The following is a 15,212-nucleotide window of genomic DNA, read 5'->3' as shown; positions in this document are numbered from 1 at the left end:
TCAGTGGTGGGTGGTGTTGTTCGGTTCGGTGGTGTCGGCGCAGGTCGTGGCCGGGGTCTTGTCCTTGGCGAGGAAGATGGTCTGCGCCATCATCCGGTAGCCCGACATTCCCTCGCGCAGCGTCTCGATGGATTCCTCCGGGTGCACCGAGTCGATCACCGCGTTCGGCCCCACCGCGTTGAACTGGTGTGACACCCCGCGCGGGATCTGCATGTCCACCCAGGAGTTCGGCGGCACGATCACGTTGTGCCGGTCCCGGTGCGCCCCGGTGGGCGTACCGGGGAGTGCGTCGGTGAAAGTGCTCAGCGGATCGGTCCAGCCCGCCGCCGCGGGGCGGACCGTGATCGGGGAGAGGCTGGAGACCCGGATCGTGGTCTCCGGGCCCGTCATCATCCGGACGAAGCGCAGCCCGGTGTGCAGGTGCATGCGTGAACATATGTCGCGTTCGGTGGTGTCGTAGAAGTCCATCAGATAGCGGTCGGCGAAGAAGCCTTCGAAGGGGGGCTCCAGCATGAAGACGTCGCCTTCTTCGAATTCCTGGGCCTGTTTGAGCGCACCGGGCGGGGTCGGGCTCGCCTTCTCTTGGCGGTGCGCCGTCCGGACCAGGCCGGCGAGGGCGTCGACCACGGCCAGGGCGACATCCGGGGGCAGTTGCACCACCGGAGTGAGCCGGTTCCTGCCGGGATCCCGGTGCCACCGGACGTCGAGGATCTCGTCCTCGTGGTCGGGGGACTGCTTCATGCGTCCGGTCGTTTCGGTGCTGTGTGTCATCCAGTCGCTCCAGCGTGCTCGTTCGGTCCGGAATCCGGCTGTCGTGCCCACAGCACGCCGCCCAGGTCGTGTCGCCCGGCGCGCAGTACCGAGCAGCCCGCGGTCGGGGATCCCCGGTCGCGCAGCCGGGCCAGCCACGTCCAGCGATCCGTCCCGCCACCCCCGGTGGAACCGTCCAGGAAGGTCAGGAGCGGACCCAGCGGCCAGACGGGTCCGTCGGTTCCGTCGGGTCCATCGGTTCCGTCGGGCCCGACGGCCGCCGGGCCGTGCGGGAGTACGAGGAGCGCGCCGCCGTCGAAGCGGGCCTCGGTGCCGAACGGCACCACCGGTAGCCCCTCGTACCCGTGGCGGGCCGCCACGTCCGCGGCGAGTTCCGCGTGCACCGACAGGGGCCACTCGGTGAGCAGCGTGCCGCGCCAGCGGGCCTTGGCCCGGGACAGTTCCGCATCGTCCTCGTCGTGCCAGTGCTCCCGCAAGAAGTCGAGGGCGCCGAAGACGACTTCGCCGTCCGGCCGTGGGCGGCGGTCGCCCGCCCATGCGGCCATCGCGCGCAGGCCGGAGTGCTCGGCCCCCGAGCGCAGCAGGTCGTGCGCGGTGGCCGCGGCGTAGGCGAGCAGCCGTTCGTACCGTGCGGGAGCCAGCCGGCGTGCGGTGAGGACCCGGCTCATCGCCTTGCGCCGGGGCTTGCCGGTGGACGTCGCCAGGAACCCGCCGAACTGGACCGCCGAGGGCCGAAGCGGCGCCCGTTCGTAGAGTTCGCGTACGGCGGAGACCGGCTGCTCCGTGGCGACCAGACCGACGTCCTGGCCGAGGGAGGGCTCGTCCACCGATACCGCGGCGAACCGGCCGGAGAGGCCGGCCCCGCGCCAGCCGCGTTCGATGTCGAGCGGGTAGTGCTTCTCCCCGCCCCGGTTGATGCGTTCGCCGGCGCGGCCGCGGAGGACCAGCAGCCCGTCCCGCAGTTCGCCGAGATCGCCGGTGCGCAGCCAGCCGTCCTCGGTGACCGTGGCCGTGGTGGTGCGGCGGTCCTGCCAGTAGCCGGTCATCAGGTCCGGCGTTTTGATCCACACCTCACCGGACTCCAGCCGCAGTTCGGTGTCCGGCAGCGGTGCCCCGACCGGGGGTACGTGCTCCAGGTACTGGTCGCGGAAGTCGGCGTCGTCGAGGCGGGGCATGGTGAAGCTGAAGTTGACCGCCTCGGTCAGGCCGTAGCCCTGCCGCAGGCGCGGGCCGTAGCGGCGGTGGAAGCGGCGGGCGAAGTCGCTGGTCAGCGGGGCGGCCGCGGTGATCAGGTACTCCAGGCCGTCCGGCCAGTCGGGGCCGACGTCCAGCAGATCCGCCAGCAGGGCGGGCACGAGGGACGCGGTCCTGGCCCCGCCGGCGTCCAGGGCGGCGAAGTAGCCCGCCGGGTCGAAGGCGGCCTGTTGGATCAGCGGTGTGCCGGTGATGTGGCTGCCGATCAGGGACATGACCAGGGCGTTGCAGTGGTACAGCGGGAGGCAGGTCCCGTGCGGTCGGTCCGGCGCCAGTCCGTGCAGTGCCGCGGTCTTGGCCGCGTTGCCCAGGACCGCTCGCCGACTGAGCATGACCCCTTTCTGCGGGCCGGTGGAGCCCGAGGTGAACATGATGAAGGCCAGGTCGTGCGGGGCCGTGTGGATGTCGGGCAGGCCGGTGCGGCGCAGCCCGCGCACGTCCACCAGGGCCGCCGCGCGGACGCGCTCGGCGATGCCCGCGACCGCCCGGTCGGTGGCGCGGGGGTGCAGGGGGACCGCGACGAGGCGCAGGTCGAAGCAGGTGAGCAGCACGTCCGCCAGTTCGCGTCCGTTGGGCAGCCGGATCACCACCCGTGCACCCGCGGGTAGTTCGGCCAGGGCGCCGGAACCGGTGCGGATCAACGCTGCCTCCTCAGCAGGTCGCGGAGGTGGACCCCGACTTCGTGCACGTGCTGCGGCTGCATCGCCCGGTGGTGACGCGCGCTGACATGGCATACGGTCAGTTCTCCGCCGATATAAGGCCGCCACAGTTCGTGGTTCGCGACGAGGCGTGGCTCGCCACCCGTCGCTTCGATGTACGTGGCGTCGCCGGGGTAGTGCGGTGGCCGGTAGGCCCGCCCGAGCTTGTCGTGGTGGCGCGACACCGCGATGACGCGGGCGATGTCGTCCTCGGTGAACCGGGCGAACAGGCTTCCTTCCCGGCGCAGGAGTGCCGAGACGGTGGCGAAGTCGAGGCCCGTCGCGGCCCAGCGTACGTCGTCCAAGCCGGCGGCCGTCAGCAATACCCGGTAGACGCGCTGGTCGTCGATGGGCTCTTCCGGCGCTGCCGCGGCGTCGGCGGCTGTGTCCACCAGGCACAGTGATCCGGCCGGCTCGCCGAGCTCGTGCAGCCGGACCGCCATCGCGTGCGCCACCAGGCCGCCGAAGGACCAGCCGACGAGGTGGTACGGGCCGCTGGGGCGGACCGAACGCATCAGGGCCACATAGCGCTCGGCCATCGCTTCGATGCTGCCGGGCAGATCGCTCAGCCCGCCGGGTCCCTCGGCCTGGATGCCGTACACCGGGTGGTCCCGGTCGATGTGCCGCAGCAGCCCCGCGTACAGCCAGCTGATCCCGCTGAGCGGGGGCGCGCAGAACACCGGCGCCGCCGGCCCGCCCGTGCGGAACGGCACGAGGTGTGTCGCCCGGCTCTCCTGCGCTGCCTGGTTCAGGAGACGGCTCAGCGCGGCCGGGGTGGCCGCCTCGAAGACGTTCCGGATCGTCGGTTCCAGCCCGAGCACGGTCCGTACCCGGTCGGTCAGCCGCGCCGCCAGGAGCGAGTGCCCGCCCAGTTCGAAGAAGTTGTCGCCGGGACCGACCCGGGGCAGATCCAGCACGTCGGCGAACAGCCCGCACATGAAGTGCTCGGTCAGGCTCTCCGGCGGCGGCGAGTCCCCTGCGGAGGCCCAGTCCGGTTCGGGCAGCCGGTCGCGCAGCAGCTTTCCGTTGGGGCTGAGGGGGAGCTCGTCCAGCCCGAGCAGGCGGGTGGGCAGCATGTAGTCCGGCAGGTGCGCGGCCAGGTGCGCGCGCACCAAGCGCAGGTCGGCGCCGGCGGGGACGACGTAGCCGACCAGGCGGCGGTCGTCGGCCTTCCGGTCGTGTACGGCCACCGCTGCCGCTTCGACGTCCTCGTGGCGGGCGAGCACGGCCTCGATCTCACCGAGCTCGACGCGATGGCCGCGGATCTTCACCTGATCGTCGGTCCGGCCGTGGAAGCGCAGCACCCCGTCGGCGGTCCACGACGCCAAATCGCCGGTGCGGTACATCCGGTGGCCCTCCGGTCCGAAGGGGTCCGGGACGAAACGGGCCGCGGTCAGCCCCGGCCGGTGCAGGTACCCCGTCGCCACGCCTGCGCCTGCCAGGTAGAGCTCGCCGGTCACGCCCGGGGGCACCGGCTGCAACCGCGCGTCGAGGACGTAGCACCGGGTGTTCCACAGGGGACGCCCGAGCGGCACCGTGGCGCCCGCCACGCGGCCGACCGGGTAGGTGGTCGACCAGACGGTGGTCTCCGTCGGGCCGTAACAGGCCAGCAGCGATGCCGTGAGGCCGGACAGCGTCGCGGCCAGCTCCGCGGGTACCGCTTCGCCGCCGATGACCGCGCGGATGTGGCGCAGCCGGTCTGGCCGCCGGGCCACGAGAGCCTGCCACAGCGACGGGGTCGCCTGCATCACGGTGACCCCGTGCCGGTCGAGCAATGCGGACAGCTCGTCGGGCTCGCGCAGCGCGCCCTGCCCGGCGAGCACCATCACGGCACCGGTGACCAGGGGCAGCCACAGCTCGGGCTGGGACATGTCGAAGCCCGCGGGCGCGGCGGCCAGAACCCGGTCGGCCGCACCGACCGTCAGCTGCTCGCGCAGCGCGAGCACCAGGTTCGTCAGCGCGCTGTGGGGGACGATGACGCCCTTCGGCCGCCCGGTGGAGCCCGAGGTGTACGTCACATACGCCGTGTTCTCCGGCACGACCGCCGGTTCCCGGGCGCCCGCGGTGAAGGTGAGCCCGCCGAAGGTGAGCCCGTCGTCGTGGCGCACCACCAGCAAGGGGCGGGCGTCCGCCAGCAGCGCCGCGATCCGCTGCGGCGGCAGCGCGGGGTCGACGGGAAGCCAGGCGGCACCGACCGACTGGACCGCGAGCAGCGCGGCGGGCAGATCGGCGTCACGCCCCAGCTCCAGTGCGATCAGAGCGCCCGGGCCGGCCCCGCGGGCACTCAGCTCCGCCGCGATGCGCGCCGCCCGCTCGGACAGCTCCCGGTAGGTGAGCACGGTGTCCCCGTGCCGTACGGCCGGTGCGTCGGGAGCGCGGAGCACCCGGGCCGCGAACAGTTCGGCCACGGTGGTCCCGGGCACCTCGCGGGCGGTGGAGTTCCAGCGGCCGGTCATCTGCTCCCGCTCGCCGGCGACGAGGACCGGGAGGTCGGCGATCCGCCGGTGCGGATGCGCCACCGCCGCCCGCAGCAGCCGGTCCAGCCTTGCGAGCAGCAGACGGGCGGAGGCGGGGGTGAACAGTTCGGTGTCGTACTCCAGCTCGCCTTCGACGCCGGCTTCGGCACCGTGGTCGCCGTGGTGCGGGCGCAGACTCCACAGCAGGTCCATGCGGGAGGCGCCGCCGTGCGAGGCGACCGGCTCGACGCGCAGCCCCGGCAGGTCGAACTCTACGGGCGGCGTGTCCTGGAAGGCCAGCATCACCTGGAAGACGGGGTGGCAGGCCGGCGAGCGCGGTGGGTTGACCGCCTCGACCACCTGCTCGAACGGCACTTCCTGATGAGCGAAGGCGTCGAGATCGGTGGTCCGGACCCGCTCCAGCAGTTCGGCGAACGTCGGGGTTCCGCTGAGGTCGGTGCGCAGCACCACCGTGTTGACGAAGCAGCCGACGGTCTCGTGCAGCGCCTCGTCGTGTCGCCCGGCCACCGGTGTGCCGATGGGGATGTCCCCACCGGCGCCGAGCCGTGACAGCAGCACGGCGATCGCCGCGTGCATCACCATGAACAAGCTGGTGCCGGTGGACCGGGCGAGCCGGCTCAGCCGCGCGTGCAGGCCGGCGTCCAGGGTGAAGCCGACGGTCTCCCCGCGGTGCGCGGACGCCTGGGGCCTGGCGTGGTCGAACGGCAGCGGCAGGGCCTCCGGGGCGCCGCGCAGCGTCCGCGTCCAGTACGCGATTCCGGCGCTGAGGTCGGTGCCGCGCTGCCAGAGGGTGTAGTCCGCGTACTGCACGGGGCGGCTGCCCCATTGCGGGACCTCCCCCGCGACGCGTGCCCGGTACGCGGTGGACAGGTCGCGGGCCAGCGGAGCCAGTGACCAGCCGTCGGCGGCGATGTGGTGCAGGAGGATCAGCAGCACGTACTGCTCGGGTGCGGTCTCGAAGAGCGTGGCCCGGACCGGGAGTTCGCCGCCGAGGTCGAAGACGTGCGCGGCCGCTTCGGCGAGCAGACCGGGCAGCTCGGCCTCCGACGTGGTCACCACCTCGAACGGCAGGTCCTCCGCGCCGCCGATGTGCTGGTGAGGCTCGCCGTCGATCTCGACGACTGTGGTGCGCAGGCTCTCGTGGCGTACGAGCACGTCGCCGAGGGCCGCGCACAGGTGCCCGGCCGCCAGGGGGCCGCTCAGCCGGACCGCGAAGGACATGTTGTAGACGGAGTTGGGGCCGGCGAACCGGCTGAAGAACCACAGTCGGCGCTGCGCGGGGGAGAGCGGGATCCGCTCCGGCCGCGCGGCCGTGCCGATCCGGGTACGCGGTGTGCCGGCCGCCTCCGGCAGGCACCGCGCCAGGTCGGCGACGACGGGGGCGTCGAACAGGGTGCGGATGCTCAGCTCGCAGCCGGTCTCGGCGCGCACCCGGTTGATCAGGCGGGTGGCCAGCAGCGAATGCCCGCCCAGATCGAAGAAGCTGTCCTCCGCGCCGACCTCGGGGACCCCCAGCGTCTCGGCGAACAGCGCGCACAGGAGCCGTTCCCGCTCGGTCGCCGGCGGGCGGCTCACCCGCAGCGCGGACTCCGGGCGCGGCAGGGCCCTGCGGTCCAGCTTGCCGTTGCCGGTCAGCGGGATCTCGTCGACCGGCATGATGAACGCGGGCACCATGTGCGCGGGCAGGACCGTCCGGGCGTATTCGCGCAGCTCAGCGGGGGCCGGATCCCCCTTCGTCACGACGTAGCAGAGCAGCCGGCCGCCGTCGGCATCCGCGTCCGCGAGCACCACGGCACGGTCCACGGCGGGGTGCCGTTCGAGGGCCCGCTCGACCTCGCCGGGCTCGATCCGGAAACCGCGGATCTTCACCTGGTGGTCCGTCCGGCCCAGATACTCCAGCGTGCCGTCGGCCCGGCGCCGCGCGAGGTCCCCGGAACGGTACATGCGGGCACCGGGCGCGCCGAAGGGGTCGGCGACGAAACGGGTCGCGGTCAGCCCGGGGCGTCCCAGGTACCCCCGCGTCACGCCGGGACCGGCCACGTAGATCTCACCGGGGCAGCCCGGCGGGACCGGCCGCAGCGCGTGGTCCAGCAGGTGCAGCCGCAAGTCGGGGAGCGCGGTGCCGATGACACCGGCGGTCTCGTCGGGGTCGGTCAGCTCGACGTGGGTCGCGTGCACGGTCGTCTCGGTGATCCCGTACATGTTGACGAGCTTCGGCCGGCCGGGGCCGTGCCAGGAGCGGATGCGGGTAAGTTCCAGCGCCTCACCGGCGAACACGACGACGCGCAGCGCGGGCAGCGCGCCCGGCCCCGCTTCCGCTTCGGCCTGCATGAGCGGGTAGAACGCCGAGGGCGTCTGGCTCAGCGCGGTGACCCGCTCCCGGGCGAGCAGCTCCAGGAGTTCCCGTGGCGACTTGGCGACGTCGTCCGGCACCACCACCAGGCGGCCGCCGCGGCCCAGCGCCGTCCACAGCTCCCACACCGAGACGTCGAAGGCGTAGGAGTGGAACAGCGTGTGCACGTCCTCGTCACCGAAACCGAACCGGGCGTCGGTCACCGCGAGCAGCCGCCCGACGTTGTGGTGCGACACCACGACGCCCTTGGGTGCTCCGGTGGAGCCCGAGGTGTAGATCACGTAGGCGACGCTGCCGGGATGCACGGCCCGGCCGAGGTCGTCCGACGGGTAGGAGGCGGCCGGGTCGGTGCCGTCGAGCACGAGCTGCGGATGTGGCACGTCGAGGGGCCCGCCGGTCACGACGAGCACGGGAGCGGCGTCGGCCAGCACCTGCCGCAACCGCTCCTGCGGATGGGCCGGGTCCAGAGGCAGGTAGCCGGCTCCCGACTTCAGCACGGCCAGCACCGCGACCACGAGGTCCGAAGAACGGGGCAGCACCAGGGCCACCAGGCGTTCCGGTCCGGCCCCGCGCGCGACGAGGAGCCGCGCGAGACGGTTCGCCCGCGCATTGAGCTCCCCGTACGACAGGGTGGTGTCTCCGAAGGTGAGGGCGGGGGCCGCCGGCCTCCGGCGCACCTGCGCCTCGAACAGCGCGGGCAGGGCGACCGGGGCCGGGCTCGCCGCGGTGCCCTCCGGCTCCTGCCGCTCGTCCGGCAGCAGCAGGTCGAGCTGTCCCAGCCGCGCCTGCGGAGACGTGGTGATCCGGCCGAGCAGTGCGGCGAGCCGGTCGAGCAGCCGGCGGGCTCCCTCCTCGTCGAACAGGTCGGCGCTGTGGTCGAGGCGGAGCCGCAGGCGGCCGCGGTCCTGCATCGCGATCAGCGTCAGGGGGTAGTGCGTGCCGTCCCGGCCCTGGACGTCCCGCAGTTCCAGACCCGGTACGAGATCGCGCAGCGCGTCCTCGTCGATCGGATAGTTCTCGAAGACCACGACGGTGTCGAAGAGTTCGGCATGCCCGGCGATCGACTGCAGCCGCGTCAGATCGGCGTGCTGGTGCTCCAGCATGGACAGCTGCTGGGCGCGCAGCCCGGCGAGGCACTCGGCGACCGGCCGGCGCGGATCGAGGCGGACCCGCACCGGAACGGTGTTGATCAGCAGGCCGACGATGTGTTCCGAGCCGGGCAGTTCCGCCGGTCTGCCGGAGACCGTCGCACCGAACACCACATCGTCCCGGCCGGTCAGGGCGCCGAGCAGGACCGCCCACGCCAGCTGCACGACGACGTTGACGGTCAGCCCGTGCTGCCGTGCCACGGCGTCGATCCGCGCGCTCGCGGCACCGTCCAGCTCCACCGTCATCCGGTGCCGGGACGCGGCCGAACCGCGCCGCCCCGCGCCGCCGACCAGCGTCGGACCGTCCATGGAGGACAGCAGCTCCCGCCAGGCGGCCTCGTCCCCGCGGGAGTCCCTCGTCGACAGCCAGTCGAGGAAGTCGCGGTAGGGCGTCGCGGGCGGGAGCGCGTGGCCGGCGTAGAGCGAGAACAGCTCCTTGATCAGGATCGGCATGGACCAGCCGTCCAGCAGGAGGTGGTGCGTGGTCAGTACGAAGGTGTGCCGCGCGTCGGTACGGCGCAGCAGGGCCGCGCGGACCAGCGGGGGACTGGCGAGGTCGAACCGTCGCCTGCGGTCGGTGTCGAGGAAACGCTCCAGGTCCTCGTGCGCGGGTACCTCCTGCCACTCCACGGTGAAGTCCGGGACGACCACCTGGACCGGACGCCCCGACGGACCGTGCCGCACGGCCGCGGAGAGCTGGGGATGGCGCAGCAGCAGGCGGTGGAGCGCGTCGCGCAGCGCGGCGGGGTCCAGCGCTCCGCCGAGCTCGAAGACGAACTGGACGAGGTACGGGTCGGCGCCGTCGTGGTCGTAGAGCGAGTGGAACAGCAGCCCCTGCGCCAACGGCGGCAGGGGCAGCTCACCTGTCGCCCTGGCACGGCCCCGACGTGCCAGGGCTTCGAGCACGTCGAACCACCGCTGCGCGAGCCCGCAGACCCGCTCTTCGGTGAGCAGTTCGCCCGGCCAGGACCAGTGCGCCACGAGCCGGGGGCCGTCCGGCTGATCGTTGATCACCGCGTCGAGTTCCACGGAGTGGGCCATCGCCAGTTTGCCGCCGGTGACCGGGCCGGGCACCGAGGAGTCGGCGGGCACCACCCAGTCGCCGTCACCGCCGACGTCGAACCGGCCCAGGTAGTTGAACGCGAACTGCGGCGACGGCCGGGCGGCCAGCGCCGGACCGGTCTGCGGGTTGAGGTAGCGCAGCAGACCGTAGGTCAGACCGGCGCGCGCGGCGTCCCGTACGCAGGACCGCACCATGGCCACCGCGCCGTCCAGTGCGGCCGGGTCGGTGCGGGTATCAGCCCACGAGCAGCCGGGATCGAGCACCACGGGGCACAGGGTGGTGAACCAGCCGATCGTGCGGGACAAGTCCAGGTTGGCGGCGAATTCCTCGCGCCCGTGGCCTTCGAGGTCCACCAGCAGCGCGTCCGGTCCCTCCCGCCAGTCGGCGGCGGCCAGCGCGAACGCGGTCAGCAGCAGTTCGTGCACCGAGCAGTCGAAGGCCGCGGTCGCGTCGTTCACCAGCCGCGAGGTGAGCGCGCCCGGCAGGGTGACGGAGTGCCGGCGCCGGGTGTCCTCGGTGTCCACCTCGCCGTCCAGTGCACGGCCCGCGACGGGGGGATCCTCGGGTACCGCCCGCCACCGGGAGAAGTCCCCGAGCACGGACGGGTGGTGCGCGTACTGGACCAGTGCCTTCGCCCACTGGGGGAAGGAGGTCCCCGTCGGCTGCAACTGCGGTGTGCGCCCGTGCCGGACGGCCTCCCACGCGGTCCGGAGGTCTTCCTGGAGGATGCGCCAGGAGACACCGTCGACGCCGAGATGGTGCACGGTGAGGGTCAGTTCGCCCGGCTCCGCCGGTCCGGGATCCCGCCAGCTCGCGCGGACCACTTGCCCGCGTCCGGGATCGAGCGTGGTGCCCGGCCGGTTCAGTTCGACGGCGGCGCGCGGCAGCACTTCCAGCGCCCACAGCCCGTCCACTTCGCTCAGCGAGAGCCGCAGCATGGCGTGGTGATCGACCAGCGCCTGCACCACCGCGCGCACTTGCGCTTCGGTCATGCCCGCCGGAGTACGCACGGTCAGGCACTGGACGAAGCCGTCGATCGGGCCGCCGCGTTCGCGCAGCCAGTGCATGACGGGCGTCAGCGGGACGGTGGGGTCGTCCGCGTCACCCAGCGCGACCCGGTGTCCCGGCTCCGGTCCCGTCGCGAGGCCCTTGGCCAGACCCGAGACGGTGGGTGTGCGGAACACGTCCGAGGTACCGACGGCCAGGCCGGCCCGCTGCGCCGCGCCGGCGAGCTGGATCGCCTTGATGCTGTCGCCGCCGAGCTGGAAGAAGTCCTGGTCGAGCGGGACTTCGGGCAGACCGAGGACGTCCGCGAACAGCTCGGCCAGCCGGCGCTCCGCGGACGTGCGCGGAGCCCTCGCCGTCTCCGCGACCCCGGCGTCCGGCGCGGGCAGCGCGGCCCGGTCGAGCTTGCCGTTGCGGGTCAGCGGCAGCCGGTCCACTGCCACCACGGCCGACGGCACCATGTACGGCGGCAGCCGGTCCGCCACAGCCTTGAGCAGCGCCGCCGTGTCGCCGGAGGCGGCCGCGCAGGCCACGTAGGAGACGAGCCGGCGCACTCCGGGCCGGTCCTCGCGCAGGACCGTCGCGGCCTGCCGCACCCCGGGCTCGGCCAGCAATGCGGCGTCGATCTCCCCCGTTTCGATCCGGTAGCCGCGGAGCTTGATCTGTCCGTCGGCCCGCCCGGCGAACTCCAGCCGTCCGTCGCGGTTCCAGCGGGCCAGATCGCCCGTGCGGTAGACACGGGCGCCGGGCGGGCCCGACGGGTCCGCTACGAAACGCTCGGCGGTCGCGGCCGCCCGCCCGAGGTAGCCGCGCGCGACCCCCGCACCCCCGAGATACACCTCGCCCACCACACCCGGTGGCACCGGACGCAGCGCGTCGTCGAGCAGCAGCACCCGCTTGCCGTCCAGCGGCGCACCGATGGGAACCGAGCCGGCGTCCTCCGGTATCTCCCCGACGGCGAACCTGGTGCCGAACACCGTGGTCTCGGTGGGCCCGTAACCGTTGACGACGGTGAGTTCCGGCAGCGCGGACCGCACGGCGCGCACCGCCGCCGGGGACACCACGTCACCGCCGGTCCACACCTGGCGCAGCCCGGCCAGACAGGCCGGGTCCTCGGTGGCGATCGCGTCGAACAGCCCCGCGGTCAACCACAGGCCGGTGATCCCGGTGGCGGCCGTGATCCGGGAGAGCCCGGCCGGGTCCAGCCTCCCCGGCGGGGCGACGACCACCTCGCCACCGGTCAGCAACGGCACCCACAGTTCCAGGTTGAACGCGTCGAAGGCGTGCGGCGAGTGCAGCAGCACCCGGTCCGCGCCGCCCTCGGACCACCACCGGTCGGCGGCGAGCCCGGCCAGGTTGCCCTGGGTGATGGCGACCCCCTTGGGACGCCCGGTGGAGCCGGAGGTGAACATCACGCACGCCAGGGCGTCCGGCGTCGCCGCCCGGGGCTGCCCGGCCGCGGTCCCCTGCTCGCGCACGTCCAGCTGCCGCACACCACGGTCACGTGCCGTCGCGACGATGCGGTCCTCTTCGGTGTCCCGGTCGGTGAGCAGCACCCGCGCTCCCGCATCGGAGAGCACCGCTTCCTGCCGGGAGAGCGCGTCGTCCCGTTGCAGGGGAACATAGGCCGCGCCCGCCTTCACCACCGCGAGTGCCGCGACGACCAGGTCCACCGATCGTTCGAGCAGCAGCGCGACGGTCTGCTCCGGGCCTGCACCTGCCGCGGCGATCGCGGCGGCCAGCGCCGAACTCCGCGCGTCCAGCTCGCGGTAGGTCAGCCGCTCCCCGGTCCCGGCCGAGCGGACGGCGAAGGCGTCGGGCGTGCGGGACGCCTGTTCGGTGAACCGGCCGACGGCCGTGCAGGCGGGCGCGGCCGATGTGCGGTCACCTGTGCCCCAAGCGGCGACGTGCCGGCGCTCCCTCGCGGTGGATGCCGCCATCCGCGCCGGCGGTGTCTCCCGGTCGGCCTTCGCCACCTGCCGGAGCACGTGCAGGAAGCGGTCGGCTACGTCCTGCAGCAACTCCTCGCCGTGGTTGGCGGGATTGGCGTCGAAGTCGAGGCGCAGCACGCCCTCGCCACGGTCGTAGGCGACGATCGAAAGGTCCTCCGACGGCGGCGCCTGCAGGTTGTGGACGGTCGCGGTCACCGGACCGAAGCGCAGCGGCCGGTCGAAACGCTGAATGTTGAGCACCGGGCCGAAGAACTTCCGGCCGTCCTCGGGATAGCCCAGCTCGCGCCGCAGGTGCTCACCCCGGTAACGCTGGTGACGGCGCACCAGCCGCAGTTCGCCGGCGACCCGGTCGAGCAGAGTGCCGAGGGGGGCCGCCGGATCGACGTGCAACCGCAAGGGGAGGACGTTGGCCGACATCGCGGGCACCGTCCGCACGAGTCCGGCCGGACGGCCGGCGACCGGCAGGCTCAGTACGACATCACGGCTACCGGTCACCGCGTGCAGGTAGACCGCGGTCGCTGCGGTGAGCAGCCGGGTCCAGCGGTGCCCGAGCCGCCCCGCACCGTCCCGCAAACCGGCGAACTCCTCCGCCGGCAGCACCCTGGTCAGCCGCAGCGACCGGTCCGTGGCCGTGGCCGCATGAGTGCCGAGGCTCAGAAAGTCCGGCCGCCCGGCCAGTCGCTCCAGCCACCAGTCCCGGTCCGCGGTGCGTTCGGCGGCCTCCCGGTAGGCGGCCTCGGCGTGTGCCAGGGGACGGAGCCCGGCCCAGCCGCTCTCCGGAACGGCGCGCCCGTCGTACAGACAGCTGTAGACCTCGGCGACGCGTTCGGCGAACAGGGCCATGCCCGCCCCGTCCAGAGCGATGTGGTGAACCCGGTGGAACACCAGCGTGCGGCCGTCGGTGACACGCAGCACGGCCCCCAGGAACAACGGCCCGGCGTCGCTTCCCCCGGCCTCGGCCATCTCGGCCCGCATCCACTCCAGCGCGGCGGCGTCCGGGACGGACGCTCCCCGGAGGTCGACCACTTGAACGGTGTGTTCCGGCTCCCGGAGAAGCCGTTGCACCGGTAAGGAACCCGACGTTTCGATGATGCGGACGTTGACCGCCTCGCACTCGGCAGCCACCCTGCTGACCGCGGCGGCCAGGAGACCGGCGTCGGCATCGCCGTCCAGGACGAGGTATTCAGCCCATTGATAGGAGCCGGGACGGCTGTGCCCGGCACGCTCCGCCAGCCAGACCCCGAGTTGAGCCTCGGAAAGCTGTAGTTCAGGGCAGTTTTCGGGCATGAGTATGAGCATCCCCATCGGTCTTGTCGGCGTGACGCCGGCGACTGCCGTCGGATGTGGGCGGTTTGATCTGAAAGTGGCCCGCCTCATCGAACACAGTCGGCAATGGGAGAGTAAAGACGCAGCAATATGCTCTATCTCACGTTTACTTGAAACCTCCCCGAGGTGCAGGTGGGAGAGCGCTGCACCCGGTCGGCGCCACAAGGTTGTCCGGATCGTGCCGTCAGGAAGGGAGTGGCCGGCGGTTCCCGGTGGCCATGGCGCGGGTGATGACGCGGGCCACGGCGACTACGGCGGGGACGTGCGCGGCGGGTTGGCTCTGCTCGGACGGGGTGATGACCGAGACGGCCGCGATGGTGCTGTGGTTCCGGTCGAGGACGGGTGCGGCGACGCCGGTGATGAGGGTGTCCCATTGGGGGCGTGAGAAGACCGCGTAGCGGTCGCGGCGGATGGCCGCGAGCCGGGACCGCAGCGCTTCGGTTTCGGCTGTTCCGATCGGCTCGTCCCCGCCTGCCGGGCGGTCGGCGGCGAGGAAGTCCTCTTGCACTCGGGCCGGGGCGAAGGCCAGGAGGACGAGTCCGGGGGCGGTGGCGTGCAGCGGCATCCGGCCGCCGACCCGGTACATCACGCGCGGGGCATCGCGCGCGGACAGCCGCTCGACCAGGACGCATTCCAGGCCCTCGCGCACGACCAGCTGCACGTGCCGGCCCGTGGCGTGCCAGAGGTCTTGCAGGTAGGGCAGGGCGATGGTCCGCAGGCCGTGTCCGCGCGGTGCCACCGAGGCGATCTCCAGCAGCCGTAAGCCGATGGTGTAGTGACCGGCGTCGGTGCGTTCCAGCGCGCCCTGCTCGGTGAGCTGGCGGGCGATGCGCAGCGCGGTGGCCTTGGGCAGGCCCGCCCGCGCGGCCAGGGCGGTCAGCGACAGCTCCGGCGCCTCCGGCCCGAAACAGGCGAGCACGCGAAAGGCCCGGTCCAGGAGGGGTTCGCCGTGAGCCGGGCGGCGTCCCCGGACACGGGGGCGCTCCTCGGTCGTACCGTTCCCACCGTTCCCACCATTCCCGCCGTTCCCGTCGTGCGAGCTGTTCACGCCAACCTCCGCGGATCGCGCCGGACGGGTCCATTCAATGGAACCAGGGGTTTTCCTCCGCCGACAGACCGGCGAGTATCTCCCGTTCGGTGCCGCTACGGGGAGCCCGTGGCGTGG

The 15,212-nt window shown here is 72.9% G+C and carries 4 protein-coding genes; all 4 read right to left on the bottom strand.

Going from position 1 to position 15,212, the window contains the following annotated elements; all coding sequences use genetic code 11:
• The gene (locus tag FGW37_RS01570) at positions 1 to 771 is read right to left on the bottom strand and encodes a hypothetical protein (protein ID WP_246430209.1); all 771 of its coding nucleotides are present in this window, start codon (positions 769 to 771) and stop codon (positions 1 to 3) included.
• Positions 768 to 2,666 (bottom strand): class I adenylate-forming enzyme family protein, encoded by a 1,899-nt coding sequence (locus FGW37_RS01565; protein WP_246430208.1) that lies wholly within the window; start codon positions 2,664 to 2,666, stop codon positions 768 to 770. The genes FGW37_RS01570 and FGW37_RS01565 overlap by 4 nt, the downstream gene beginning before the upstream one ends.
• Positions 2,663 to 14,008 carry an amino acid adenylation domain-containing protein gene (locus FGW37_RS01560; protein ID WP_179079381.1) on the bottom strand — a complete coding sequence of 3,782 codons (11,346 nt, stop codon included), beginning with the start codon at positions 14,006 to 14,008 and terminating at the stop codon, positions 2,663 to 2,665. The genes FGW37_RS01565 and FGW37_RS01560 overlap by 4 nt, the downstream gene beginning before the upstream one ends.
• A 223-nt stretch (positions 14,009 to 14,231) precedes the next feature.
• Positions 14,232 to 15,095: an IclR family transcriptional regulator gene (locus tag FGW37_RS01555; RefSeq protein ID WP_246430207.1), complete on the bottom strand. Its 864-nt coding sequence runs from the start codon at positions 15,093 to 15,095 to the stop codon at positions 14,232 to 14,234.
• Positions 15,096 to 15,212: the final 117 nt, after the last annotated feature.

The organism is Streptomyces rectiverticillatus (genome assembly GCF_013394065.1).
In the GTDB taxonomy this organism is placed as follows: domain Bacteria; phylum Actinomycetota; class Actinomycetes; order Streptomycetales; family Streptomycetaceae; genus Streptomyces; species Streptomyces rectiverticillatus.
The sequence above is the reverse complement of the archived record's forward strand: the minus strand, read 5'-3'. Positions and strand labels throughout refer to the sequence as shown.